The following is a 25574-nucleotide window of genomic DNA, read 5'->3' as shown; positions in this document are numbered from 1 at the left end:
GAAGCAGACATTACCATCAACCTTCCCCTTAGCGAGGGGGTCCGCCGCGCGGCCCTGCCGATCACTACCGTCGTCCAGGTCGCCGCGTCGGCGGCCGTTATCGGGCCGACCGTCGCGGCGCCGCTGCTCCTGCAGCGGCTCCAGCTCGGGCTGTTCGCGGTCGGGGTGTTCGTCGCGCTGGTCTACATCGGCGCGGTGTTCTCCACCCAAGTCGCCGCGATCGCGGTGGGACGCCTGGGGCCCATCCGCACCAGCCAGCTGTCGCTGCTTTGCACCGCGATCGGGGTGCTGCTGCTGACTTCCACGTTGCTGCCGCTGGCCGCGCTCGGCGCCGTCGTCATCGGCCTGGGCTACGGGCCGATCACGCCGGCCAGCAGCCAGATGCTGGCGCGCAGCACCGACCCTCGTCACTATGCGCTGGTCTTTTCGATCAAGCAGACCGGGGTGCCGCTCGGTGGCGTTCTGGCCGGTCTGATCGTTCCACCGCTGGCCGCCTTCAACAGTGGCGTAGTCGCGCTGCTCGGACTGGCCGTCATGTGCGTGGTGGCGGCTCTGAGCGCGATGCCGCTGGCCCGGGAACTCGACCGCGAACGCGTCGCCAGCGCCCGCTGGCCCCACTGGCGGGACTTCCTGGGGCCGGTGCGCGTCGTCATGGCCCACCGGGTGCTTCGCAGCGTGGCGCTGTGCAGCCTAGTGTTCTCCATCGTCCAGGTCACCCTGACCTCCTACATGGTCAGCTACCTCACTGCGGACCTGGGCTGGACGCTGGCGCGGGCTGGTGGCGCGCTGGCCATGGCCCAATTCTTCGGTGTCGGGGCGCGCATTGGCTGGGGGTACTGGCCGACCGGTGGCTCGGGCCGAAGCGCATGCTGCTGTGCCTCGCGGCGTCCATGGCCTGCTGCGGCCTGCTGATGCCGCTGCTGTCTGTCCATAGCCCCGAGGGGTTGGTGCTCACGTTGCTGTGCGCCTACGGCGCTACCGCGGTGGGGTGGAACGGGGTTTCGCTGGCCACGGTCGCGCGCGCCTCGCCGCCAGGGCAGGCGGCGACCGCGACGGCGGGCACCCTGTTCTTCACCTTCTCCGGCGTGGTCTCTGGGCCGCCGGTCTTCGGGTTCATCGGGGGTGCGCTGGGCGGTTACGGCTGGGCCTTCGCGCTCCTGGCGTTGCCGCTGGCAGGCAGCATCGTGCTGCTTACCCGGGCCTCCTTCGGCCCTGCTCGGTAGCGGTCCAGACACGGTGCGAATCACCGTCGAGTTGGTGCGGCCACAGACACGCACACCGCCGGCGGCCTGGGACGCTCTGCGACAATGGATTCAATTGATTCCCCAAAGGGCGCGTGTGGCTGGTGTGAAGGTCGATCGCAGTAAGGAGATTGCCGAGAGGGTGCTTCGCCACTGGCACGACGCCGTGCCCAACGATCGGATCGCCCATCTGGTGAAGGACGCCACCCGGGCGCTGCTGCGGTCGCTGCAGGCGCGGCTGTCCGCCCACAACGTGCAGCTTGGTCACTGGACGTTCCTGCGCATCCTGTGGGAGCAGGACGGCGTCACCAAACGCGAATTGAGCGTTGAGGCTGGCGTGTCCGAGCCGACCACCTTCATCGCGCTGCGGGCGATGGAGGCGCTGGGCTACGTCACGCTGAGCCAACGGGCGGAGAACCGCAAGAACGTCTATGTCTTCCTGACGCCGAAGGGCCGCCAGTTGAAGGGGAAGCTGGTGCCGCTGGCCGAAGATGTGAACGCCATCGCGCTCGCCGGCGTTTCCGATAAGGACGTGAGGATCGTGCGGCAGACGCTGCTGCGCATGATCGACAACTTGGCGGACGACGGGGCGCTGAACAAGGCGGGTTAGCCGGCGTCCCGGTCGACGTAGTCGCCCGTGCCGGGTGGTGACATCACCTTGGCGATCACGCCGCGCAGCCAGCGATGCCCATCGTCGAGGTGCTGGCGCCGGTGCCAGAACTGGTTGACCTGAAGGGCCGGCGTGGCGAACGGCAGCGCCATGACGCGCAAGCCCGACACGGTCGGCATGGCGCGGATCACGCGGTGCGGCACGCAGGCCAGCAGTTCGGTGCCCCGCACAATGAGCGGTGCCGCCAGGAAGTTGGGCACGGCCAGCGAGACTCGACGCTGAATCTTCAAGGCGCGAAGGGTCTGCTCCAGCGCGTTTGGCGACGGGCCGACGGGGACTACCGCGACATGCGATTCCGCGACGAAGCGGGCGAGGGTCAGCGAGCGGCCGACGCGCGGATGCTCCGCCCGTGCTAGGCCGACGAAACGGTCCTCGAGCAGGCGCTGCTGGAAGAAGGCGTCGCCCAACTGCGGCAGGTGGCCTACGGCCAGGTCGACGTCGCCCGCCTCCAGTGCGTCGCGGTAGCGGTCGCGGGGCAGCGTGACGGCGGTGAGGGTCACGTGGGGCGCGGTGTCGTGCAGCTCCACCATCAGCGCCGGCAGGTAGAGCACCTGGCCGACGTCGCTCAGCAGCAGGCGGAACTCGCGCCGCGAGGTGGCCGGATCGAAGCTCGACACGCCCTCCAATCCGGTGCGCAGCAGTTGCAGCCCGGCCCGCACCTGCTCGTGCAAGGCCAACGCCCGCGGGGTGGGGGCCATGCCGTGGCGCGTCCGCACGAACAGCGCGTCGCCGATCTGGGTGCGCAGGCGCTGCAGCGCCGCGCTGACCGCCGGCTGCGACATGCCGAGCGCGGCGGCCGCCCGTGTCACGCTGCGCTGGGCGACGAGCTGGTCGAGCACCGTGAGCAGGTTGAGGTCGACGTCCCTGATATTCGCCATCCGGATTCACCGAATACCCTTTATCGATTTGACCCATGATAGGTGTGGGCAGAAGATCCACGCTCGACACGGACAGGGAGACCGGCGATGGAACGGGTCCGGCAACCGCTGAACAGTGAGATGGGCTGGAGCACCCGGGAGCGCATCGTCGTTCGCGGGCTCGACCTGCCCAACGACATCCTCGGCCACCTCGACCTCGGCGAGATGGCGTGGCTGGAGCTGACCGGCCGGCGACCCACGCCGGGCGAGGCGGCCGTCTTCAACGCGGTGGTGGTGACGCTGGTCGAGCACGGCCTCACGCCCAGCGCCATCGCGGCGCGCCTGACGCTGCTGGGCGCGCCCGAGGCCATGCAGTCGGCGGTGGCCTCGGGCCTGAACGGCATGGGCAGCGTCTTCGCCGGCGGCTCCGAAGGCGTGGCGCGCCTGCTGATCGAGGCACAGGCGGCGCACCCGACCTCCGCGCACGAGGCCGTGGCCGCACAGATCGTGGAAGACCACCGGGTTCGGCGGACCGCGCTGCCCGGCCTGGGCCATCACCTGCACAAGCCGATCGATCCGCGCACCCCGCGGCTGTTCGAGATCGCGGCCGAGCATGGGTTCAAGGGCCGCCACGTCGCGCTGCTGGAGGCGGTCCAGCGCGAGGCGGAACGCGTCCACCAGCGCACGCTGCCGATCAACGCCACCGGGGCCATCGGCGCGTTGACCTGCGAGCTCGGGCTGCCCTGGCAGGCGTCCCGCGGGCTCGCCGTCATCGGTCGCGCCATCGGTCTTGTCGGGCACCTCGTCGAGGAGCTGCGCACACCGATCGGCAAGGAGATCTGGCTGCGCGCCGAAGAAGAGAGTTCGCGGGCCGCCGGCGCGGCCTGACGTCGCCTTCCGGGCCTTTCACCGCATCGGCCCTGTCCGAGGAGATGACATGAAGCGTTTTTCCCGAGCCGCCCAGCACCTGGCCGGCCTGCTGCTGCTGGCCCTGGCCACCGGCGCCGCCGCCCAAGGCGCATGGCCGAACAAGCCGGTTCGCCTGGTCGTGCCGTACCCGCCGGGCGGCGGAACCGATGCGGTGGTGCGCGTGCTGGCGCCGAAGCTGTCGGCGGCCCTGGGCCAGCAGGTGCTGATCGAGAACCGCGGCGGCGCCAGCACCATCATCGGCTCGGACCTCGTCGCGAAGGCGGCGCCGGACGGCTACACCTTCGGCGTCATCACCGACTCCCACTCGATCAACCCGAACTTCCATCCCTCGTTGCCGTACGACTCCATGAAGTCGTTCAAGCCGGTCGGCCAGTTGGTGACGGTGCCGTTCGCGCTCGTGACGTCGTCCTCGTCACCGTACAAGTCCCTGCAGCAGTTCATCGCCGGCGCCAAGGCGGCCCCTGGGCAGGTGCCCTATGCCTCCATCGGCGACGGCAGTCCGCATTACCTGGCCATGGAATGGATGAGGCTGCTGGCCGGCATCCAGCTCGTCCACGTGCCCTACAAGGGGGTGGGGCCGGCGCTCACCGACGTGATGGGCGGGCAGGTGCAGGCGATGTTCACCGGGCTGTCCACCGCCATCCCGCAGGCCAAGGCCGGTCGGCTGACGCTGCTGGCCGTCTCCAGCCCCAAGCGCGACCCGACGCTGCCCGACGTTCCCGCCGTCGCCGAGGCGCCGGGGCTGTCGGAGTTCGAGTACCGCGCCTGGTACGGGGTGGTCGCGCCCACAGGCACGCCGGACGACATCGCCAACCGCATGTCGACCGAACTGCGCAAGGCGCTGACGGACCCGGAGGTGGTCGAGCGGCTGCAGTCGCTGGGCGTCGATCCCGAGCCGTCGACGCCGGCGCAGTTCGCCCAGTTCCTGCAGCGCGACGCCGTCCGGATGACGAAGATCATCAAGGCCACCGGCGCCAAGGGTGGCGGTTGACGCCATGGGCCGCGCTGCACGGGGAGATGGACGATGACGATGCTCGATGGTGTTCGTGTCGTGGACCTGGGGTCCTTCATCACCGCGCCGTATGCGGCCATGCAGCTCGCCGAGCTGGGGGCCGACGTCGTCAAGGTGGAGCGGCCCCAGGGCGGCGATCCCTTCCGATCGTTCGCCGGCGGCCTGTACAGCCCCCAGTACCAGGCCCACAACCGCGGCAAGCGCAGCCTGGCGCTGGACTATGCGTCGCCGCAGGGGCTGTCGGTGCTGAAGGCGCTGGCGGCCAACGCCGACGTGCTGATCGTCAACCTGCGCCCCGGAGCGGCCGAGCGGCTGGGCCTCGGGGCGGCGGCGCTGCAGGCGTCGAACCCACGGCTCATCTACTGCGCCATCAGCGGCTTCGGCGAGTCCGGACCCTACCGCGACCGGCCGGCGTACGACACGGTGGGCCAGGCCCTGAGCGGCTGGCTGAGCCTGTTCCACGACTCCGCCGACCCGCGCATCGCGGGACCGGCGGTGTGCGACGCCATCACCGGCCTGTTCGCCGCGCAGGGGGTCCTGGCCGCGCTCTACGAGCGTGAGCGCACCGGCCGTGGCCGCCTGGTGGAAGCGAACATGGTGGAGGCCTGCCTGGCGTTCGCCACCGAGCCGCTGTCGCAGTTCTTCGCCAGCGGCAAGGCGGTGAGCCCGTTCAGCCGCACGGCGCTGTCGCAATCGTTCGTGCTGATGTGCGCCGACGGACGCCGCATCGGCCTGCACCTGTCGTCGCCGGACAAGTTCTGGCGCGGCCTGCTGCTGGCCATCGAACGGCCGGACCTGGGCGAGGACGAGCGCTTCGCCCGGCGCGAGAGCCGGGTCCGCCACTACGAGGACCTGGCCCGCGCGCTGGCCGAGGCGTTCGCCCGCCGGCCGGCGGCGGAATGGGAGCGGCGCCTGCTGGCCCACGACGTGCCGTTCTCGCCCGCCCTGCGGCTGGACGAGCTGGAGGACGACCCCCATGTGCGCCACCTCGACCCCTTCGTGCGCGCGCCGCACCCGCGGCAGGGCGAGGTGCGCGGGGTGCGCCACCCGCTGCGCTACGACCGCCAGCGGCTCCCGGACCTGCCGGCCCCGCCGGAGCTGGGCGAGCACAGCCTGCAGCTGCTACGGCAGATCGGCTTGTCAGATGGCGAAATTGACGCCATGGTGAAGGCCGGCATCGTGGCAGGCGCCTGAACTACCCGAGCATGACGGTGTGGGGTGGGGGAGCAGCTTTCGCGAACCGATCGCGTTACGCTTGAAGGCGGGCCAGCCGAAGCGCAATTATCACCTCAGTGATGCAGCATCCCTTCACCTTCAGGCCATTAGCGGATGGCGGACACGCTGCCCACTGGCACGGTCCCTTTCCACCTTTTGCGCCTCCTGCATCAGAAAGTCTGCGGTGGCGCTGTACCTAGAGTGGGCCTTCGATTTGACAAGCGTGAATGTTTGCTGCCAGGGGGAAATTGCCGAGCTAGACGGGACCGCCCACTTCCGGACACTGGAGATGACTAGCTCGTCGGCTTTCTTTTTCGCCGGCTTGTGCAATCACGTATGCAAACTACTTAAGCAGTGGATGACGCTTCGCTAGACCGCCTTACATACGAGAATTCGAGATTGTTAGGATCGTACAGGTCCTCGAAGGGGAGGGGCGTCAAGTGAAAATTTGGGGACCCGTCTTCTTTCAGTGGACGGGGATCGCGAGGAGTTGCGGCGCATGGTACGGCAGCCCCACTGCGGCAGCAGTGCGGTCGGTCGCTAAGGGTCACGCACGAAGGGCACTCGACATCGCTGCCCTTGTTCAGTGGAGGTTGGATATTGGTGGACTTCAATGATGGTGTATGTCAAGCATACAAGCGGGGAAGAGAGGCCGGCTGGACACCCGGTTTAGAGCAATTATTTGCCGTCGCTGAACGCCGCCATGTCTGCGCCAGTCGAATCAATCAAGCCTGTTTTGCAGGCGCGCCACCAGGACCTTACGCTTGACCTCGCTGCTGCGGAAAGCGTGCTCGCGCATTAACGCTTCCGCGCGGGACGCTTGGCCGTTTTCCAGCGCCGAAACAATGTCGGCATGGTCCTGCTGCGCCCGCTCCAGGAAGTGCAGCTCGCGCTGCTGTTGGCTCCGGTCGAAACCCATGGCGGCGGCGCTGGCCAGGGGCCGTCGAGCCACGTTCTCGAGCGCGGCGGCCAGCGCGCCGTTGCGCGCGCTGTCAACCAGCAGCCGGTGGAAGCGCTCGTTCACGGACACCCACGAGGTGTCCACCAAGTGACGGCCGCCGTCTCGCATGCTGCACACCACCGCTTGGCCCTCGGCCACGCAGGCCCGCATCTGCTCCAGCACGGCGGTGGTCAGACCGCGCTCAACCGCCAGCCGTGCGGCCATGCCCTCCAGCACGCCGCGAACGTTGATCGCGTCCGCGATCTCGTCGACCTCGAAAGCGCGGACCTTGAAGCCGCGGGTGGGCAGGCGCTCGACCAGGCCCTCCTTCTCCAGCTCCTCGAAGGCCAGCCGCACCGGCGTGCGGGAGACGCCCAGTTCGGCGGAGATCGGGACCTCGGTCAACCGACGGCCTGGCTCGAGTTGACCGGACAGGATCCGGCCTCGAACGTTCTGGATGACAGCGTCGACTTGCTTGGCCATCACACGGATTGTAGGAAGCCGGATCAGGACGGCGTCGCCAGCGCAGCGGGCTGGGTGCACCGCTGGCCACCTCGGTCCCGAACGCTGGACTGCATGCGGGAGGTGGTCGTTTGATGCGATTTGTGCCAGGATACAGCTCACAATGCATGCAAAGTGCTGAAGCCGCACGCCAGGAGCGAGCCATGGATCCGACCCCGACGCCACAAGGAACAGGCCCCTTCATCGGGGTGCCGCCCCCCTGCACCCCGGCATCACCGACACCAAGCACTGGTTCCAGGCCCTGGACAACTTCAGCCGGTTCATGGCCATCCGGCAGGGCGACCGGGTGCTCATGCTCACCGACCCCCTCCTGGACCCGCGCGTGGTCGACGCCTTTTCCGGACTGGCGGCGGCGCGCGGTGCGACGCTGACGGTTTACATGGCGCCGGACACCCGCCTGCCCCGAGTGCCGGACCAGCTCAAGCCGCTGATCGAGGACGCCACCTTCGTGGTGTCGACCTGGTTCTGCTCCATCGAGGATCCGTTCAACGTGGCGATGCGCAAGGCGGGTCAGCGCTGGGTGAAGATCACCTACTTCCGCGACCTGGACCTGCTGAAGACGCCCCAGGCCCGCTTCCCGGTGGAACTGGTCAGCGAATTGATCCGCGCCACCGAGCGGCGCATTCCCAAGGGGCGGGCCTTCGACCTGCGGTTCACCGATGGTCGCGGCAGCGACCTGCGCATTCCCTTCACCGCCGCCATGCGGGACGCGATGTACGCGAGCCTGCGCTGGCAGGGGAAGATCTCCGCGGCAGAGCCGGGCTGCTATGCGCACTACCTGCCCACGCACGGCCCCAACTTCTGGGACAGCACGGCGATGAAGCACGACAGCGATGCGCACCTGGCCGTCGAGGGCGTGCTCTACCCGCAGTCGGCGATCGGCTTCCCCCGACCCTTCGACGAGCGCATCGCCGTGGTGTTCAAGGACCGGTTCGTGACCGAGGTGCGGGGCGAATCGGCAGAGGCGGCCGAACTGCGCGACATGCTGGTGGGCGGCAGGCTGATCGAGGGCGGCGGGTGCGGCTTCAACCCCAAGGCGCCGCGCAACACCGTCTATCCGGCAGGCTCGAACGCGCCCGGCGCATTGCACTTCGGCATCGACCTGAAGAAGCCAAGCGACTTCCTTCGCCGGGTGCTGCCGAACTGGGAGGAGCCGCCGGTGCACCAGGACCTGGTGGTGCTCGACGCCACGGTCACCGCCGACGACGCGACGCTGATCGACCGGGGTTTCCTGGTGGCCCTCCGTGACCCGGCCGTGGTCGAGCTGGCCAGCCGGTTCGGCGACCCGGTCGAGCTGCTCGAAGCGTCCCTTTGACGCCGGTTCGCCCGGGCGATCCGTCGACGCCACGCGGTGCCGACGACCCACGGCGAAGGATCGACATGGACGACGACCGCGCCCACGCCAAGGGGGCCATCGTGGTGACCGGCGCGGGCCGGGGCATCGGCGCCCGGACCGCCATCACCCTGGCGCGCACCGGCTCGCCGATCGTCGCGGTCTACCGCAGCCGCACCGAGGACGCGGAGCAGGTGGCCACGGCCATCCGCGATGCCGGGGGGCGCGTGCTGCTGGTCCGTGCGGACGTGGCCAAGGAAGAGGACGTCCCGCGCATCTTCCGTGAGGCGAAGGACGCGTTCGGGACGATCGCCGGGCTGGTCAACAACGCGGCCACGAACGGGGGGCGGGCCCGCCTGACCGAGTTGCAGCGCCACCAGCTCGAGGAGACCTTCCAGACCAACGTCTACGGCTCCTTCCTGTGCGCGCGGGAGGCCGTTCGCCTGATGTCGGCCTCCAGCGGCGGCGCGGGCGGCGCCATCGTCAACGTCTCATCGGGGGCCAGCCGCACGGGGTCGCCCGGCGTGTGGGTGCATTACGCGGCGTCGAAGGCGGCCATCGAGACCATGACCGTCGGACTGGCCCGAGAACTCGCGTCCGAGGGCGTTCGCGTCAACGCCGTCCGCTGCGGGGTGATCGACACCGACGTCCACCAGGGCCATGGCGCGGACCGCCTCCAGCAGCTCATGGCCATGGTCCCGATGAAGCGCATGGGGCAGCCGGACGAAGTGGCGGGCGCCATCGCCTTCCTGATGTCGGAGGCCGCGTCATACGTCACGGGGGCCGTGCTCGATGTGGCGGGCGGGCTGTAGGGGATCGGCGCCATGAAGGTCACCGGCGCGGAACTGATCGTTCGCTCGCTCATCGCCTGCGGCGTCGACACGGTGTTCAACGTTCCCGGCTTCGGCATCCACCCGTTGCTGGACGCCATCCGCCGGCACCGGCAGGCCCTCGCCTATTACTGCGGACCCAGCGAGAGCGCGGTGGCGCTGATGGCCGACGGCTACGGCCGCCTGCGCCGCAAGCCGGCGTTCGTCAATGTCTACCACGCGTCGGGCACGGCGTTGGGCCTCATCGGCGTCACCACCGCCTGGGCCGACCGCAGCCCGATGCTGTTCACCAGCACGACCACCAGCCGCAAGCTCGCCCGCAGCGACGGCTATGCGTCGGTCCCCGGCGACGTGACCGAGATGAGCCGCCAGTTCTGCAAGTGGTCGTGGGAGGTGCCCACCGCCGAGCGCATTCCCGAGGCCATCGCCCGTGCGGTGCGGCTGGCCAGCACGCCGCCCATGGGCCCCGTGCACCTGGCGTTCCCGGGCGACCTGTACAGCGAGGAGGTGGACGAGGCGGTGCTCGCGACCGCGCTGCGTGCGGCGCAGGCGTCGGTCTACACCGGCGCGATGCCCGAGCCGGCAGGGCTGTCCGAAGCGCTCGCACTGCTGCGCGCCGCCCGCCGCCCTGTCGTCATCGCCGGCGGCGAGGTGGCCCAGCGTGAAGCCGTCGCCGAGCTGGTCGGCCTGGCGGAGGCCTGTTCGGCGGCGGTGTTCGGCGAGCCCTACGTGGCCTACATGGGCTTCCCGAACGCCCACCCTCGGTTCGTCGGTCGGTTCTCCGGCCGGGCCGCGCTGGTGAACGAAGCGGACCTGGTGGTCGTCGCCGGTGCGGAGCTGACCGGCGGCAGCGGCGCGCCCCTGCAGCCGCCCGCGTCGGCGAAGCAGCTGCTGCTCACGCACGAGCCGGTGGCCGTCGGCAAGCAGGTCTGGCCGGACGTGGCGCTGGTGGCCGACCTCCGCCACACCCTGGCCGCGCTGCGGGCCGGCCTGCAGGCCGATCCGGGAGCCAGCCGCGTCGAATGGGCGCAGCACACCAGCGCGGCCCAGGCCGCCTGGCGTGCGTCGCTGCCGCCCAAGCCCGAGGCGCCTCGGCCGGGGCCAGGGCCGGTCGGCATGCCGGCGCTGGTCGCGGCGCTGGAACGCGCGTTCGGCGACGACGTGGTCCTGGTCGACCATGCCACCACCGGAACCCCATACCTGCTGGACGTCGGCGACTTCTCACATCCAGAGCGCTATTTCGGCATTTCCGGCCGCGCCAGCGCCCAGGGCTGGGGAGTGCCCGCGGCAATCGGCATGCAGGTCGCCGCGGGCAAGCGCCGGGTGGTCAACATCGTGGGCGACGGCGGTTTCATGTTCACCGGCAACGCGCTGTACGCCGCCGCCCTGTGGCGGCTGCCCATGGTCTTCATCGTGCTGGCGAACGGCGGCTGGTACGACGTGGCGTACGGCGCACGGGTCAACCGCGGGTGGACGGACGAGGACATCCGCCATTTCGGCTGGACACACGACCCGCCGATCGACTTCGCCGGACTGGCGCGATCGCTGGGCCTCACCGGCCTGCGCGCCGCCGACGAGGCCAGCCTGGAAGATGCCCTCGCCACCGCGCGCGCCGCCCAGGGCCCCGTGCTGATCGAGGTCGACGCCGATCCGGTGGCGACCGAGTACTACCTGTCCTTCATCTCGCGCTGAGGGGCCGCCATGTTCCATTGCCCACGACGGCGCCGGTGAGGTGGCGACGCTGGGCGCTTGGAGGGAATGCCAGCGTTGCGCTCTTCGCTTCGGGCGCTCAAGGTTGCGCTGGCATCGACACACACACAGGAGACGAGCATGAAGAGAAGGTCATTCGTCACCACCGTCATGGCGACGCTGGGTTCGGCATGGGGCCCGGCCGGGGCCCAGAACGACGTCTTTCCGAGCCGGCCCGTCCGGCTGGTGCTGCCCTATTCCGCCAGCAGCGGTCCCGACGTCGTGCTGCGCATCATGGGCATCGAGCTGGCGAAGAAGTGGGGCCAGCAGGTGGTGGTCGAGAACCGACCCGGGGCCAATGGCGTGCTCGCCATCACGGCGGTCAAGCAGGCCAAGCCCGACGGCTACACGCTGACCGTCATCGACAACTCGATGACCTCGATCAACCCGTCGCTCTACAGCGACGTGCCGTACAACATCGACAAGGACCTGACGCCGCTCGCGCTCATGATGTCGACACCGTTCTACCTCATGGTGTCGGCCGACGGGCCGCTGCAGTCGGTCAAGCAGGTCATGGAGGTTGCCCGGGCGAACCCCGGCAAGCTGTCCTTCGGTTCGCCGACCGGCATCGGCCATGTCTCGCACCTGGCCATGGAAGCCTTCCTCCAGGACGCCGGGCTCAAGATGTTCGTCGTGCCTTACAAGGGCACGTCACCGATGCTGACCGACGTCGCCACGGGCGCCGTGTCCATGGGCTGGGCCAGTTGGGCCAGCGCGAGCGGCATGCTTGACAGCGGCCGGATCAAGGCCATCGCGGTGGGTGCGACCGAACGTCAGACGGTCTCGCCCAACGTGCCCACCATGAAGGAAGCCGGCGCGCCGGTGGACGTCGAAGCGTCGGCCTGGACGGCGTTGTTCGGTCCGGTGAACCTGCCCCAAGAAGTCGCGAGGACCCTCGGCGCCGATTTCCGGGAGGTGCTCAAGGCTCAGCAGGTCGCGGCGCGCGCGGCCGGGCTCGGCAATGTCACGTTGGACGGCGACGCGGCCGCGGTGAGGGCACGGATCGATCGGGAATCGAAGCGATTCAAGGACATTATCGAATCGCGGGGCTTGAGGACGTAGCGGCTTCCTCGAAAGGACACGAACCATGAGCATGTCGGCACCGCGTCGAACGCGGCGGGTGGTCAGCCAGCTCAGCGAGGCTGGCTTGATTACCTTGTGGATGGAGGAGACGGAACTGCCGCCGCCCGCGCCGGGCGAGGTCACGGTCCGGATGGAGGCCGCGCCGCTGCACTCCAGCGACATGCACAAGCTGTTCGGGCCCATCGACACCGACAGGTTGGTGCAGGCCGGCAGTGCCAAGGTCCCCCGGCTCACCGCGCCGCTTCGCGACGGCGCGATGGCCTGGCAGAAGAACCGCCTCGGCCTCGTCATCGCCGGCGGGTCCGAGGGCGTGGGGACCGTGGTCGCGACCGGCCCGGGGGCAGAGGCCTGGATGGACCAGCGGGTGGCGCTCTGGAACGTCAGCACGTACGGCGACCACCAGAACGTCAAGACGGCGCAGTGCCTCGTCGTGTCCCGGCAGGTCGATGTGGCGGACGCCGCGTCGGCGTTCAACAACCCGCTGACCGTGCTGTGCATCGTCGAGACGGCGCGGCGCCTGGGCTACCGGGCGCTCATCAACACGGCGGCGGCGTCCAACGTCGGCAGGATGTTGGTGAACGTCTGCCGCGAGGAGGGGCTGGGCCTGGTGAGCGTCGTGCGGAGGCCGGCCGCGGTCCAACAATTGCAAGCATTCGGTGCCGACCACGTTTTAGACAGTTCGTCGGCGGACTTCCAGGGCCGGCTGGTTGACGCCATCGACGCAACGGGCGCCATGGTCTGCTTTGATGCCGTGGGCGGGAAACTGGCCGGCGACATCCTGGCCGGCATGGAAAGCAGCGCCAGGAAACGGTCGTCCGAGTTTGCTCCATACGGTAGTTCGGAACGCCGGCACTATTTCATGTACGGCGCGCTTGACCCGGCGCCCATGGAGATTCCCCGTTCTGCTGGCCAGTCGTGGACCTGCAGCGGCTGGAGGTTTAGGGAGTTCATCAGACAGTCTAGCCCCGAGGACGTTCAGCGGCTTGTCTCTCAAATCGGGAAAGGGCTTGGCACGACGTTCAAGGGGCATTTCTCCCGCAGGATCGGCTTGCTGGACCTGCTGCATGCAAATGTTGTCCGGGAATGCTTTCAGCGCGGCACGGACAGCAAGACTCTGATCGCGATCTGAGGATATCACCGCGCTTCCACGCAAAGGAGTTGCGCGGCTGCTTCGAGGCAACGTAAATATCAGCCTATAGATCTAAGCGAGGCCGCGGCGAGCGATGGTGGCAGCCGCCTAGTTGTGTCGCACGGCACGGGGACGTGGAACAAGGCCATCGCACGCTGCGCACTGAAGGGCCCTTCGCTGCAGTAACGCAGCAGCAAGCTGCGCAGTGGTAGGTAGCGCGATGGAGGTGAGCAAGCCGGTGCTCGAGGATAAGAAGCATGGCGCTGCCTTCAAGGTCGCGCAGGAGTGGCACGTTGTCGTTGATGCGGTGTTGCCATACGCTCATCTTTCAACCAATTTCACGCTGTAGCGGTACGAAAAATAATGCTGCCACGTTGCACGCTTAGATTGTCCGTCAGAACGCAACGGCTCGTGTTCTCAATCGCTGAAATGCCGGCAGAGCTAGTCGCCGGCTACAGGCAGGTTCGCTGGACGGAAAGTACGATGGTTGATTCTGCATTCGAGCTTGACCCAAACGGTCACCTGCTCACAATCAGTCGAGATAGTCACTGTGAACCGCCCCGGATTTCGAGGAGGCTCAACACTCTGAGAGGATTGAGCCATGAGCAAGTCGAACAAGTTTTCGCCCGAGATGCGTGAGCGCGCGGTGAGGATGGTGCAGGAGCACCGAGGGGGAGTACCCATCGCTGTGGTCAGCCATCGAGTCAATTGCGCCGAAGATCGGCTGCGTGCCGCAGACGCTGAACGAATGGGTCAGGCGCGCGGAGGTTGATTCCGGTGTGCGCGAGGGCGTGACGACGAGCGAGGCCAGCGCGTGAAGGACCTTGAACGCGAGGTGCGCGAGCCGCGCAAGGCCAACGAGATCCTGAAGCTGGCCAGCGCGTTTTTCGCCCAGGCGGAGCTCGACCGCCGCATCAAGTCCTGAAGGCTTTCGTCGACCGGCATCGCCAGCGGTTCGGGGTCGAGTCGATCTGTCGCGTCGTGCAGATCGCCCCGTCGGCGTACTGGCGCCATGCGGCTGGCCGGCGCAACCCGGCGCTGTGCTCGCCTCGCGCGCAGCGCGACGCGTGCCTGATGCCCCAGGTCCGGCGCGTCTGGCAGGCCAACATGCAGGTCTATGGCGCCGACAAGGTCTGGCGTCAGCTCAACCGCGAAGGCGTGGCGGTGGCGCGCTGCACTGTCGAACGGCTGATGCGCCAAGAAGGACTGCAGGGCGTGCGCCGCGGCAAGGCGGTGCGCACCACGGTCTCTGACCCCAAGGCGGCATGCCCGCTGGATCGGGTCAACCGGCAATTCCGCGCCGAGCGGCCCAACCAGCTCTGGGTCTCGGACTTCACCTATGTGTCGACCTGACAGGGCTGGGTCTACGTGGCGTTCGTGGTGGACGTCTTCAGCCGGCGCATCGTGGGCTGGCGCCAGAGCAGTTCGATGCACACCGAGTTCGTGCTCGATGCGCTGGAGCAGGCCCTGTACGACCGCAAGCCGACCGAAGAGGACGGGCTCGTACACCACTCGGATCGCGGCTCGCAGTACCTGTCCATCGGAACTGGCGACGCTGGAATGGGTCGCTTGGTTCAACCACCACCGACTGATGGAGCCGCTGGGCCATCTGCCGCCGGCCAAGTTCGAGGCCAACTAGCATCGGCAACGCGCCGGTCAGGCCGCAACCGTCTGACTTAAACCAACGGGCCTCCGCGGAAGCCGGGGCGGTTCAATCGGAAGTCCGCACAGCCGCCCCGAAGCCCATGAGGTCATCCTCATCAACAGCCACGAAAAGGTGCCAGCTCGTACCAAATGCTGGCCGGGCTCTCCCGCTTCGTCTGATGCAATGGCCTGGTGTTGGGCGATGTGGTGGAGGACCTGCGCATCCCACACCGCGGCAATGTGCAGGGCGAGGTGATCGAGGGGGCGTTTTGCGTCCTCGACCAGTTCGAGGCCGTGCAAGCGCACACCGAAGCGATGAAGGGGCTGCAGCTTGAGCCGCCGGAACAAATCGCCTTTGCACGGCCGCCCTGGCCCTGCGCTTCGAGAACCAAAGTGTGGAGGGAGCGGCGGGCCCCGGCCGGCACCGGTGACGGCCGAGCAGCTGATCGAGGCACGCCGCCGCCCTGAGGACATCGGCCGCAGCCTGTGGACCACTTTCCAGCGGGCGCAGGAGAACGCGATCCGGGGTGGACAGCTCGGTCACAGTCCACAGGGCCGACGGCTGCAGACCCGGCCGGTGGGCAGCACCGACCGCGGCGTTAGCCTGAACCGAGCGCTGTGGACGTTGGCCGAGGAGATGCGCAGCTTGAAGGGCTTGAGTTGCGGGTTCAGGTAAAGAACTGCCGGCGAGCGCTGCCAAATCAGGCGCCAAGTACCGTGACAATCATGGCAACGAATGGGTCGGTAGAGGCAAGCGCCCGCAGTGGATCAAAGACGCTCTTGCAGCAGGAAAGACGCTAGAAGAGTTCGCCGAATAGAAGAAGACCCAGTGCATTATTCGTCAGCTGCGAGCAGGCATGGACACCGGAACCGTCAAGCCGGATCAGGGTGGCCGCTTAAAGCCGTCTGCCCGCTGGCTTTTGACGCCAGCACGAAGACGGTGGCGATGCCGGGGATGTAGCGGTACAGCGCGCGGAGCCCCGGGCGTCCTGACCGATCACCAGTTCGCGCAGCCCGCTGCGTACTCTGCGCCCGATCGGTGCCCCATCCCCGGAGGGCCGCGAAGGTGACGGGAGGATATCAACAGCCGCTTCGTCACGCGCCAGCAGCAATTTTGCAGAGAGCGGTCGTTGGCGACACAGGACGGCTCGAGCCCGCTGCGAACCAGCAGCTTCCAGCGGCTGATCTCCAGGCGCAAGCCGCTTACGCGCCCGCAAAACAGTGCTGACAAGCAAGTACGAGTTGCCAGCCCCTACACCTCTCCGGCAGATCAGCAGCGCCAGATACCAAGACCCGGAGCTCCGCTCCGGGTCGGCAGGGGAGCGCTTGCGAAGGGCGTCCGCGTCCGCCTGTGGCCACTCTCGCTGGGTGCTCTGGCGCGGTTGGCCTACGAGAGCGGGAAACCTACCTCTGCCGAATTCGCCTGCCGTCGATGAGAGCCGTGCGATCAAGGAGCCTCATGACAGACTCAGTGCAAGACTCGGCAGTTGCGCTGCCGACCAAACGGTTCTTCGTCTCCATGCTCAAGCGAGACATTGACCTCAAGGACGCGATTGTCGACTTGGTGGACAACTGCCTCGATGGCGCACTTCGATCGGCTGGGGTCTACCCGGCCGACTATGCGAAACACTCCATCGAAATTGAAGTCGGCCGCGCGGCGTTACGGATCGCAGATGACTGCGGTGGCATTCCGCGCGAGATCGCAAAGAACTACGCTTTCAAGATGGGCCGCGAACGCGCCGACCCGCACGACAGCGAATCCGAAACGATCGGCATGCATGGCATTGGTATGAAGAGAGCCATCCCCAACATGGTACGAACGGGTTGTCCGCTCTTTCGATGGTCCCGACAAGTTCAAGGTTCCGATCTCGGCAAGCTGGCTCCAACAACCGAACTGGGATCCGCTTCCGATCGTTGATCGCATGGGCGAGGACGAGCTCACTACACAAGGGACGACCATCGAGGTGAGCGACCTTTACGAGAGCGTCGCGCGCCAATTTGCCAACGATGGATTTGTCGATGACTTGAATACCGCGCTCAGTGAGCTCTCCACAACCTTCATTCAGAAGGGTTTGCGTATCAGTGTGAACTCAGTCGCTGTAGAGCCCGTTCGGATTGAAGTGCTCGTATCCACTGAAGCGGCCGGTCCAGCTCCATAGGTCCATACCAAGGACATTGATGACCTCAGCGTCTCCATCATCGTCGGCATTAACGCCGCTCAAAGCAGTGACGAGGAAGACGATGAATAGACGAAGTTCAGCGGTGACAGGTCGTCAACGACGGCGCGGTGGAACATCTTCTGCAACGACCGCGCCGCCCAGGGGCCGGCCGCTGAAGGTCACACTGGTACCGCTGGCCGAGGACGTGAATGCGATTGCGCTGGAGGGCGTTTGGGATAAGGACATTGACTGTCGTCCGGCAGGCGCTGCTGCGAATTATAGACAGCCTAGCCAGCGATTCGGCGCTCTACGGGCACGCTAGCCGCTGCGCTCGAGACGTCAATGACCGTCAGATTACCGTTGCATGACAGCGTCTCTGCATGGTCCGAGTGGTTGATGTGAGCTTGCGCCGCTAAGGCTGCTGTGACGCGCTCGTGCCGCCCGCTTTCACCCGGTGCAATGAGTTGGGGAAGGCAGAATCATCTGGCCGGTCAGGCGCTGTTCCATCACGTGCGCGACCCATCCGACGCTGCGTCCAATGGCCCAAAGGGCGGAGGCGCTGCGCTTGGGAAGCTCCAGTGCCCGCGCTAGGGCGACCAACCCGAGTTCCAGTGACATCGGAATGCCTGCTTCTGACTCCATCAGCTCAGTGAGCAGTTGAAGGTCAGACAGCGTCTTTGGCTCGGCAACGTCCACGGCCAAACCTAGAAGGTGTTTGGCGCGCGGATCGCCGACGCTGCCAAACCCGGGCAGTTTCGTCTCGCCTCGCCCCGCAGCTTTAACCAATTCACGCACACGGGCCGGGGACAGGCGAGCCACAAAGAAATCTTCTGCCCGGTCGCAGCCGCCGCCAAGAACATGCCCGGAATGGCCAGCGGTGGCCGCAACGATGCAAGCGTGAAGTCCCGCGCCGGTCGACGCAACGACTCGAGCCGCCAACGTGGCGGGTGAAAATCCGTAGTCTGCGCAGCAGATGAAGAGTGCATTAACCGCTGCAACAGAGCTCGGGTTCTGCTTCCCACCGAGCGCCCGCAGCGCAAAGTCGGCAATGGATTCCGCCTCTCTCGGGCGGACGAAGCAACCTTTGGTCTTCAGATGGGCCAGGCAGCCGGTGTAGGCATACACCATCCGCCGAGCGAGTTGGGCGGTGCTGCCCGAGCGCAATTCAGCGCCCGCAGCCTCGCCCAACGCGGTGGAGACGCCGGCCATGATCCGCAGGATCGGCGCCGGCGTTTCGCCATGCTGCAGGGACGCGACCACCGCCTCCAAGTTGTCGGGAAGCGGCATTACCTCCCACACCACCGGTTCATCAATGAGGACGCCGGTCCACAACAGTTCAGCTACGTTCTCGAGCACCCCCGGGCGGAGCGCAAGCGCAAGCGCGTCGCGTCCGCGATAGCGGTGTCCCTCGGGCGTGATGTCGGTGATCGAACTGCTCACGCTTCCCGAAATCTGCACTGATGCGTCAGCCGACTGTGCCCTACCGCGCTCCCGCTTTTTGGCCAATAAACGCTCGACGTCCTCGCGCAAGTACAAGGAGCGCTTCGAGCCCGGAAGGGAAGACCTCCTCAGCAGGCCCCGGCTTGCATAGGCGTACAGCGTCTGCTGCTTGATGCCCAGCAATTTCATCACTGTACTTGCGTCGAGCGGGGAGGGCGTCATGTCAATGGGATCAACGTTGCCGTTATAGAAAATGCCAGAGGATAATAATTGATTGATGGGATGCAAATCAACCTCTCGTAAACCCCATTGATCAATCAAGCAGATGTCATACAGTCGTGACCTGTTCGATCCTCGTAAGCGCGATGAAGCTCTGTCGATTTAACGCGGGGCGGCTCGGTCTGATGCATGGCGACGTGGTGTTCGACGTCACGCCTGCTTTAGACGTGCTGCCGGCTGTCCGCTATCCGCTGCCGCAGTGTGATTTGCTCATTGCGCACCTGTCGGCGGTGTGTGCGGCTGTGCGTCAGTTGTTGGCCACTGCCCCGCGGGTGGCGCTGTCGTCGGTCAGTCTGCTCAGCCCGGTCGCGAACCCTCCGAAGATCATCGGTGCGCCCATCAACTACAGGGCGCACATCGACGAGAGCGTCAAGGATGCGGGCATCGCGCATGGCCGGGCCGTGACTTCAATTCACGATTGGGGGCTCTTTCTGAAATCCCCTAGTTCGCTGATCGGCTTCGGCGAGGAAATCGTGTTGCGGAGGCCGGATCGCCGCAATGACCATGAGTGTGAGCTCGCCGTCGTCATCGGAAAGCGCTGCGACAGGGTGCCGCGCGCGGAGGCCCTGCAGTACGTGGCCGGCTATGCCATCGGCTTGGACATGACGTTGCGCGGGCCGGAGTTTCAATGTTGGCGCAAATCGGTCGACACCTACAGCGTGCTGGGCCCTTGGCTCGTCACCGCGGACGAGGTCCCGGATCCTGACGCTCTCGAGCTCAGCCTGCACGTAAACGGTGAACTCCGGCAACGCTCGAACACCAGACAACAGGTGGTCGACGTGGCGGGTCTGATCGAGATGGCGTCAGCCATGTACGCGCTCCTGCCCGGCGACATCATCATGACCGGAACGCCGGCGGGCGTGGGGCCGGTGAAGCCGGGCGACGTCATCCACGCCAGTGTGCAGGGCATCGGCGACGCGTCCGTCACCGTGGGGGCGCACTATGCCTGAGCTTTCCCTGGTCGATGAGCTCGCGGAGGCCGGCCTGCAGCCTCTCTGGGACCGCTACATGACGCTGCTCACCCGCGAGCCAGCGCCTATCGACAAGCCGATGCGCTGGGGCTGGCGCGAATTGCAGCCTCTGATCGAGCGCGCGGTTGCCGAGGTGTCAATGGCCGACGCTGAGCGACGGGTGATCCTGTTGTCTCATCCCGCCTTCGCACCTGATCCCTACACCACGACCAACCTGTCGGCCGGCTTGCAGATCCTGCTTCCGGGTGAGCATGCCGATTCGCACCGGCACACCGCCGCTGCACTCCGGTTCGTGCTCGAAGGCGAGGGTGCGGTGACTAAGGTTAACGGCAAGGCCTGCCGTATGGCCGAGGGCGACCTCATCCTGACGCCGGCTTGGTGCTGGCATGAGCACCAGAACGACAGCGACAACCGGCTGATCTGGTTCGATGGGCTCGACCTGCCGCTGGCGGCCCACCTGCGCTCCATCTTCCTCGAATTTGGCGGACGCGGTGCCGTGCCGCCTCAGGTAGACGATGCCGTGGCTCGAGCCGGTACCCTGCCGACCGATGTCGATCCTTCGTACCGGACGATCTCGCCGCGGTACCGATATGCCGGCACCGACATCGCTGCGGCCCTGGACGCCCTTCCTGCGCAGGCCGACGGCTCGCGTCGTCTGCGCTACGTCAATCCCGTCACCGGCGGGCCGGTGATGCCGACGCTTGACTGCTACGCCTGGCGCCTGCAGCAAGGCACCGCGACACGCGCCTACCGCACGACGGGCAATGCCGTCGCAGTCGTTGCCAAGGGCGCCGGCTGGTCGCGCGTAGGCGACCAGAAGATCGGCTGGCAGCAGGGTGACGTCTTCACGCTGCCGCACTGGCACTGGATCAGCCATTGTGGCGAGGCGGCTGACAATCAGCTGTTTCTGATGACGGACCAGGCGCTGCTGGACGTCATGGGCTATTTGCGAACGGAGCACGAAGCATGAAAACGACGCAGCAACACCCCGATCGGATCGCCTCGGAGCGGAAAGCGCGCCGCGGCGTGTGGGCGGCCGGTGTGATTGTTTGGTTGGCCGGCACGCTAGCGGGGCCAGTTCATGCCCAGTTCAGGGTCGGATTCATGGGGCCGATGTCGGGTCCGCTGGGCATCACCGGTCAAGAATTGAAGCGCGGCTTCGACTTGGCGCTTGAGCACCTTGGCGGCCGCATCGGCGGCCAGGACACTGTCGTGTCCTACGCCAACGATCAGGGCAGCCCGAGCATTGCTGTCTCGGAGTTTGCGCGTCTCATCGATAAGGACCGGATCGACGTGCTGGTGGGCATCGCCGCATCGAATGTCGCGATGGCCGTGTCCCAGCCCGCGGCGAACGCCGGCGTGACCGTGCTGCTCGCGCACGCTGGGCCGAACGACCTGGCAGGCAAGGGCTGCATGGAGAACGTCTTCGGCATCGGTCACCAGAACGAGCAATTCGGCGAGGCCATCGGCCGCTACATCAAGCAAGCCGGCGCGAAGTCGGTGTTTGCAATGGGGCTCGACTACCAGGCAGGCTGGGAGATGGTCGACGCCGTGCAGGCGGGCTTGGGTGCGCCTGTCTCCGGCAAAGCGCTGACGGCCATGTCACAGGTCGACTTTGCGCCGGAGCTGGCCCGTGTGCGAGAGGCCAAGCCCGACGCCTTGTTCGCGTTCTACCCTGGCAGCGCTGCCGTCGCCTTCGTGCGGCAGTACGCCGGCTCGGGCATCAAGAGCCAGGTTCCGCTGTACTCGGTCGGCGCGATTGCGGATTCGCTGGTGATTCGCGCACAGGGCGACGCGGCGCTCGGGGTGGTCAGCGCCAACACATGGAATGCCAACGTGCGCAATTCGCAAAACGATCGCTTCACGTCGGAGTTCAGGGCCAAGAATGCAGGACGAGACCCGACAACCTTTTCGGCCCAGGCCTACGACACGGTGATGTACCTCGATGCCGCACTGCGCCAAACGCAAGGTGCAAAGGATCCGAAAGTGCTCCGTGCCGCCCTGCGTGATAACAAGGGGTTCAAGTCCATTCGCGGCACGGTGAAGCTGAACACGAACCAGTTCATTATTCAGGACATGGTCATCCAGAGGGTCGAGAAGGACGAGAAAAACGGCTTTCAGCAAAAGCTGATTGCGACGATCCCGGCAGTGGGCGACCGGTTCGCCGCCGACTGCCGGCTGAAGTGACGACAGGGAACGCAGTGCGGAACTGTCGGCCATGAGCATCGTCTTGCTCTTCGAGCAGTTGCTGAACGGGCTGCAGTTCGGCCTCATGCTGTTCTTACTGTCGATCGGCGTGACACTGATCTTTGGCGTCATGGGACTGGTCAACATCGCGCACGGCAGCCTGTTCATGCTGGGCGCATACATCGGTTTCACGGTCGCGGACCGGTGGGGCTTCGCTATGGGCGTGTTCGCCGGACTGGCCGGGGCCGCGCTCGCCGGGTTGGCCATGGAAGCGCTGGTGATGCGCCGGCTCTACCACCGAGACCACTTGGACCAAGTGCTCGGCACGTTCGGCCTCATGCTGGTCTGCAACGAACTGGTCGTGCTGGTCTGGGGGCGCGAGCCGCTGATGGCGCCCATGCCCGGCTGGCTGTCGGGCTCGGTTCTGCTGTTCGGTGACCTGCAGTACCCGGCCTACCGCATTGCGATCTCGGCGGTCGCGGTCGTAGCCGGTCTGGGGGTGTACGCGCTCGTCGGCCGCACCCGGGTCGGCATGCTGATCCGCGCCGGCGCGGACAAGCGCACCATGGTCGAGGCCCTGGGCGTCAACATCGACGCCCTGTTCTGTGCGGTGTTCGTGCTGGGGGCGGCACTGGCAGCGCTGGCCGGCTTGATGATGGGGCCGCTCATCACCCTTGAGTCCGGAGTCGGCGAGCCGCTGCTCATCCTCGCGTTGGCGGTGATCATCGTCGGCGGTGCTGGCTCGCTGAAGGGCTGCTTGGCGGCCAGCCTGTTGATCGGGGTGATGGACACGTTGGCCCGCGCCTACATGAGCACATTGGGCGGCGGCGGCCGTGCAGCGGCCGGCATGGCGGTCTACTGGTTGATGATCGGCGTGCTGTTGTTGCGCCCCCGTGGGTTGTTCGTGCGATGAGTCCCGACTTTGTCTCGAAGGCGCTGGCGCCGGTGTCTTCCCGCCCGTCTTGTGATCGTCGCCTGGCGCTTCGCCTCCTGGGGGTGCTGACCCTCGGCCTGCTCGCGGTCGCGCTGCTAGACACCTATGCGCTCAAGCTGGTGGCTCGGGTGTACGCGGTCTGGATCTCGGTGGTGGGCCTGCAGTTGCTGGTGGCACATTCCGGCGTGATGAGCCTGGGCCATGCCGCGTTCGTCGCCATCGGCGCCTACGTCGCCGGCGTACTGTCGCTCGCCGGCGGCCATACCCTGTGGACCTTTCTCGCCGCGCTGCTCGTCGCCGGTGCCGGTGCCGGCCTGCTGATTGGCGTGGCGGTGCTGCGTACTCAGGGCCTGTACCAGCTGATGGCGACGCTCGCGTTCGGCCAGATGACCTACTACGGTCTGCAGAGCCAGCGCTCGCTGGGCGGCGACGACGGCTTCGCGCTCGTCGTGCGCCCGTCGCTGCTGCCCGGATGGTCAATTGACGTCGACCGGGCATACGGCGCCGCGGTGGTGGTGCTCGGCTGCGCCAGCGCGGCGCTGGTGGCCCGGCTGCGTGCGTCGGAACTTGGCGCTCGGATGCAGGCCGGTCGCGACGACGAGCGGCGCCTGTCCAGCCTAGGCGTCAACGCCTTCAACGTCAAGCTGGTGGCTTTCGTCGTGTCCAGCGCTCTCGCCGGGTTGAGCGGCGGGCTGCTCGCCCAGCTGTCGCGATTTGCCAGCCCGCAGTTGAGCCACTGGTTTTACTCCGGGGAACTGCTGGTGCTGGTGCTGCTGAGCGGGGGCTCGTCGCCGCTGGGCGCACTGCTGGCCTGTGCCGCGCTGGTGGTGCTGCAAGAGCTGCTCGCGCAGTACACCGAGCATTGGGCGCTGGCGTTGGGTCTACTGGTGCTGGCCCGGGTGCTGTTCTTCCAGCGCAGGGAGGGACGCCGATGAGCGCTGATCTCCAGGCGCTGCGGCTGCAGGGACTGAGCAAGCGTTTCGGCGCACTCCAGGTCACGCGCGACGTGTCCCTGGACGTCCGGGCGGACGAGATCCATGCCCTGATCGGACCGAACGGCGCCGGCAAGAGCACGCTGATGGCGCAGATCGCCGGCCAACTGGCGCCCGATGGCGGTCGCGTGTGGCTGCAGGGCGTTGACGTCACCCGCTGGACGCCGCACCGGCGCGCCCGCCATGGCCTCGCCCGCACCTTCCAGATCAGCAGCGTCTTCCGGTCCATGTCGGCTCAGGAGAACGTCGCGCTTGCGCAGAGGGCCAGACGGGGCCAGGCGTCGGCGTGGCGGCGTTTCGCCGCGTCGCTGGCCGGTGGCGCTTCCTCGGTGCTGAGCCAAATGCACTTTGCCGCCGACCCGACCGCCCGTGCCGCCACGCTGGACTACGGGGCAGTGCGCCAGATCGAACTGGCGATGGGGCTGGCGACGGCGCCGAAGGTGCTGTTGCTCGATGAGCCGCTGGCCGGCCTCAGCGCGGCCGAGGCCGAACAGGCCGTGGGCTTGCTTGCCAGCCTGCGTGGCCGCTTCGGCATGCTGCTGATCGAACACGACATAAACGCCGTCTTCTCGATCGCAGACCGCATCACGGTGCTGGTCGCCGGCGCGGTGATCGCCACCGGAACGCCTGACCAGATTCGCGCGGACGAAGGGGTCCGCAGGGCCTACCTGGGCGAACCATGAGCACGCCGATGCTGGAGATTTCCGAGGTCTGCGCGTCCTACGGCGAGGCGCAGGCGCTGTTTGGCGTAACGCTGAGCGTGATGCCCGGCGAGGCCGTCAGCCTGATGGGCCGCAACGGCATGGGCAAGTCGACCACCGTCAAGGCGGTGATGGGGATGCTGCCGCTGACGGCGGGCAGCATCCGGTTCGATGGCGAACTGCTGCGCGGCGAACCCGTCTATCGCGTCGCGCGGCGCGGCATCGGCTTGGTGCCGGAAGGCCGGCAGATCTTTTCGACGCTCTCGGTGCGGGAAAACCTCATCGCCACGGCCGGTGGAGAGGGTCCGTGGACGTTGAGCTCGGTTTACGCTCTGTTCCCACGGCTGCGCGAACGTGAGAACCACCTGGGCGCGCAGTTGTCGGGCGGGGAGCAGCAGATGCTGGCCATCGGACGGGCGCTGATGACCAACCCGCGCCTGTTGATTCTCGACGAGGCCACCGAGGGGCTGGCGCCGCTGATCCGCGAGGAAATCTGGTCGATCATCCGCCGCCTGCGAGATAGGCGGCAGGCCATCCTGATCATCGACAAGAACATCCGAGCGCTTAGCGAACTGTGTGACCGGCATGCAGTGCTAGAACGCGGACGGATCGTCTGGGAGGGGGGATTCAGGTGCCTTGGCGGAGCACAGCGACGTGGTCTCCCGGCACCTGAGCGTCTGAGGCGGCCCGGTCGGTCTCCTGCCAGGCAGGTCTGCAGGCTGGCAGGTTCATCGTCAACAGTGAATGAGTGATAGG

The 25574-nt window shown here is 67.0% G+C and carries 26 protein-coding genes, 1 pseudogene and 1 other annotated feature; of the genes and pseudogenes, 24 read left to right on the top strand and 3 right to left on the bottom strand.

Going from position 1 to position 25574, the window contains the following annotated elements:
• Positions 1 to 9: 9 nt before the first annotated feature.
• The 3 genes from LRS07_RS19185 (at position 10) to LRS07_RS19175 (ending at position 1851) form a co-directional block, all read left to right on the top strand.
• Positions 10 to 912: an MFS transporter gene (locus LRS07_RS19185; RefSeq protein ID WP_312028382.1), complete on the top strand. Its 903-nt coding sequence runs from the start codon at positions 10 to 12 to the stop codon at positions 910 to 912.
• Complete coding sequence (locus LRS07_RS19180; RefSeq protein ID WP_260499523.1) at positions 912 to 1223, top strand: MFS transporter; 312 nt, start codon at positions 912 to 914, stop codon at positions 1221 to 1223. Before LRS07_RS19185 ends, LRS07_RS19180 begins: the two co-directional genes overlap by 1 nt.
• A gap of 160 nt (positions 1224 to 1383) precedes the next feature.
• The gene (locus LRS07_RS19175) at positions 1384 to 1851 is read left to right on the top strand and encodes a MarR family winged helix-turn-helix transcriptional regulator (RefSeq protein WP_260502177.1); all 468 of its coding nucleotides are present in this window, start codon (positions 1384 to 1386) and stop codon (positions 1849 to 1851) included.
• On the opposite strand, the gene LRS07_RS19170 is transcribed toward LRS07_RS19175, so the two are convergent.
• On the bottom strand, positions 1848 to 2789 hold the full coding sequence (locus LRS07_RS19170) for a LysR family transcriptional regulator (RefSeq protein ID WP_260499522.1): 942 nt from the start codon (positions 2787 to 2789) through the stop codon (positions 1848 to 1850). The two genes, LRS07_RS19175 and LRS07_RS19170, sit on opposite strands and share 4 nt — an antisense overlap.
• A gap of 87 nt (positions 2790 to 2876) precedes the next feature.
• On the opposite strand from LRS07_RS19170, the gene LRS07_RS19165 reads away from it, so the two are divergent.
• From LRS07_RS19165 to LRS07_RS19155, 3 genes are read left to right on the top strand one after another with little or no spacing between them, the layout of a single operon-like run.
• Positions 2877 to 3656 (top strand): citryl-CoA lyase, encoded by a 780-nt coding sequence (locus tag LRS07_RS19165; RefSeq protein ID WP_260499521.1) that lies wholly within the window; start codon positions 2877 to 2879, stop codon positions 3654 to 3656.
• A gap of 49 nt (positions 3657 to 3705) precedes the next feature.
• Positions 3706 to 4689 (top strand): tripartite tricarboxylate transporter substrate binding protein, encoded by a 984-nt coding sequence (locus tag LRS07_RS19160; RefSeq protein WP_260499520.1) that lies wholly within the window; start codon positions 3706 to 3708, stop codon positions 4687 to 4689.
• A gap of 33 nt (positions 4690 to 4722) precedes the next feature.
• Positions 4723 to 5904: a CaiB/BaiF CoA transferase family protein gene (locus LRS07_RS19155; RefSeq protein ID WP_260499519.1), complete on the top strand. Its 1182-nt coding sequence runs from the start codon at positions 4723 to 4725 to the stop codon at positions 5902 to 5904.
• Between the two features lie 742 nt (positions 5905 to 6646).
• Here the strand turns inward: LRS07_RS19155 and LRS07_RS19150 are convergent.
• A complete protein-coding gene (locus tag LRS07_RS19150; RefSeq protein WP_260499518.1) occupies positions 6647 to 7348 on the bottom strand; it encodes a GntR family transcriptional regulator in 702 nt (233 codons plus the stop codon).
• Between the two features lie 301 nt (positions 7349 to 7649).
• On the opposite strand from LRS07_RS19150, the gene LRS07_RS19145 reads away from it, so the two are divergent.
• The 11 genes and pseudogenes from LRS07_RS19145 to LRS07_RS19090 all read left to right on the top strand — a co-directional run bounded on the left by LRS07_RS19145 (position 7650) and on the right by LRS07_RS19090 (position 17314).
• Positions 7650 to 8702 carry an HAD family hydrolase gene (locus LRS07_RS19145; RefSeq protein ID WP_260499517.1) on the top strand — a complete coding sequence of 351 codons (1053 nt, stop codon included), beginning with the start codon at positions 7650 to 7652 and terminating at the stop codon, positions 8700 to 8702.
• Between the two features lie 65 nt (positions 8703 to 8767).
• Positions 8768 to 9532 (top strand): SDR family NAD(P)-dependent oxidoreductase, encoded by a 765-nt coding sequence (locus tag LRS07_RS19140; protein ID WP_260499516.1) that lies wholly within the window; start codon positions 8768 to 8770, stop codon positions 9530 to 9532.
• Between the two features lie 12 nt (positions 9533 to 9544).
• Complete coding sequence (locus tag LRS07_RS19135) at positions 9545 to 11242, top strand: thiamine pyrophosphate-binding protein (RefSeq protein WP_260499515.1); 1698 nt, start codon at positions 9545 to 9547, stop codon at positions 11240 to 11242.
• A gap of 168 nt (positions 11243 to 11410) precedes the next feature.
• A complete protein-coding gene (locus LRS07_RS19130) occupies positions 11411 to 12361 on the top strand; it encodes a Bug family tripartite tricarboxylate transporter substrate binding protein (RefSeq protein ID WP_260499514.1) in 951 nt (316 codons plus the stop codon).
• Between the two features lie 25 nt (positions 12362 to 12386).
• Complete coding sequence (locus tag LRS07_RS19125; RefSeq protein ID WP_260499513.1) at positions 12387 to 13511, top strand: MDR/zinc-dependent alcohol dehydrogenase-like family protein; 1125 nt, start codon at positions 12387 to 12389, stop codon at positions 13509 to 13511.
• A 220-nt stretch (positions 13512 to 13731) separates the two neighbouring features.
• Positions 13732 to 13860: a hypothetical protein gene (locus LRS07_RS19120; protein WP_260499512.1), complete on the top strand. Its 129-nt coding sequence runs from the start codon at positions 13732 to 13734 to the stop codon at positions 13858 to 13860.
• Between the two features lie 252 nt (positions 13861 to 14112).
• Positions 14113 to 15150 (top strand): annotated as a pseudogene (locus LRS07_RS19115) (IS3 family transposase).
• Positions 14391 to 14507 (top strand) — a sequence feature (AL1L pseudoknot). Its footprint overlaps the pseudogene before it by 117 nt.
• Before the next feature lie 209 nt (positions 15151 to 15359).
• Positions 15360 to 15623, top strand: coding sequence for a DUF932 domain-containing protein (locus tag LRS07_RS19110; protein ID WP_260502176.1), 264 nt, complete (start codon positions 15360 to 15362; stop codon positions 15621 to 15623).
• A gap of 212 nt (positions 15624 to 15835) precedes the next feature.
• A complete protein-coding gene (locus tag LRS07_RS19100; RefSeq protein WP_260502175.1) occupies positions 15836 to 15973 on the top strand; it encodes an H-NS histone family protein in 138 nt (45 codons plus the stop codon).
• Positions 15974 to 16614: 641 nt separating this feature from the next.
• On the top strand, positions 16615 to 17073 hold the full coding sequence (locus tag LRS07_RS19095) for an ATP-binding protein (RefSeq protein ID WP_260499510.1): 459 nt from the start codon (positions 16615 to 16617) through the stop codon (positions 17071 to 17073).
• Positions 17074 to 17077: 4 nt separating this feature from the next.
• Complete coding sequence (locus LRS07_RS19090) at positions 17078 to 17314, top strand: hypothetical protein (RefSeq protein WP_260499509.1); 237 nt, start codon at positions 17078 to 17080, stop codon at positions 17312 to 17314.
• Positions 17315 to 17761: 447 nt separating this feature from the next.
• Here the strand turns inward: LRS07_RS19090 and LRS07_RS19085 are convergent, their stop codons facing one another.
• Positions 17762 to 19075, bottom strand: coding sequence for a citrate/2-methylcitrate synthase (locus LRS07_RS19085; RefSeq protein ID WP_260499508.1), 1314 nt, complete (start codon positions 19073 to 19075; stop codon positions 17762 to 17764).
• Positions 19076 to 19092: 17 nt separating this feature from the next.
• Between LRS07_RS19085 and LRS07_RS19080 the strand changes: the two genes are divergently transcribed.
• Genes LRS07_RS19080 through LRS07_RS19050 form a run of 7 tightly spaced genes read left to right on the top strand, consistent with a single transcriptional unit; the run spans position 19093 to position 25570 of the window.
• Positions 19093 to 19983 carry a fumarylacetoacetate hydrolase family protein gene (locus LRS07_RS19080; protein WP_312028326.1) on the top strand — a complete coding sequence of 297 codons (891 nt, stop codon included), beginning with the start codon at positions 19093 to 19095 and terminating at the stop codon, positions 19981 to 19983.
• 58 nt (positions 19984 to 20041) lie between these two features.
• Positions 20042 to 20974, top strand: a complete 933-nt coding sequence (locus LRS07_RS19075; protein ID WP_260499507.1) for a cupin domain-containing protein — start codon at positions 20042 to 20044, stop codon at positions 20972 to 20974.
• Positions 20971 to 22191, top strand: a complete 1221-nt coding sequence (locus LRS07_RS19070) for an ABC transporter substrate-binding protein (protein ID WP_260499506.1) — start codon at positions 20971 to 20973, stop codon at positions 22189 to 22191. Before LRS07_RS19075 ends, LRS07_RS19070 begins: the two co-directional genes overlap by 4 nt.
• A gap of 31 nt (positions 22192 to 22222) precedes the next feature.
• On the top strand, positions 22223 to 23104 hold the full coding sequence (locus LRS07_RS19065; RefSeq protein ID WP_260499505.1) for a branched-chain amino acid ABC transporter permease: 882 nt from the start codon (positions 22223 to 22225) through the stop codon (positions 23102 to 23104).
• Positions 23101 to 24060 (top strand): branched-chain amino acid ABC transporter permease, encoded by a 960-nt coding sequence (locus LRS07_RS19060; RefSeq protein ID WP_260499504.1) that lies wholly within the window; start codon positions 23101 to 23103, stop codon positions 24058 to 24060. Before LRS07_RS19065 ends, LRS07_RS19060 begins: the two co-directional genes overlap by 4 nt.
• Positions 24057 to 24800 (top strand): ABC transporter ATP-binding protein, encoded by a 744-nt coding sequence (locus LRS07_RS19055; RefSeq protein ID WP_260499503.1) that lies wholly within the window; start codon positions 24057 to 24059, stop codon positions 24798 to 24800. The genes LRS07_RS19060 and LRS07_RS19055 overlap by 4 nt, the downstream gene beginning before the upstream one ends.
• On the top strand, positions 24797 to 25570 hold the full coding sequence (locus LRS07_RS19050; protein WP_260499502.1) for an ABC transporter ATP-binding protein: 774 nt from the start codon (positions 24797 to 24799) through the stop codon (positions 25568 to 25570). The genes LRS07_RS19055 and LRS07_RS19050 overlap by 4 nt, the downstream gene beginning before the upstream one ends.
• Positions 25571 to 25574 lie beyond the last annotated feature (4 nt).

Origin of the sequence: Aquabacterium sp. J223, from assembly GCF_024666615.1 — a bacterium.
In the GTDB taxonomy this organism is placed as follows: domain Bacteria; phylum Pseudomonadota; class Gammaproteobacteria; order Burkholderiales; family Burkholderiaceae_C; genus J223.
This window is presented reverse-complemented; position numbering and strand designations above follow the sequence as displayed.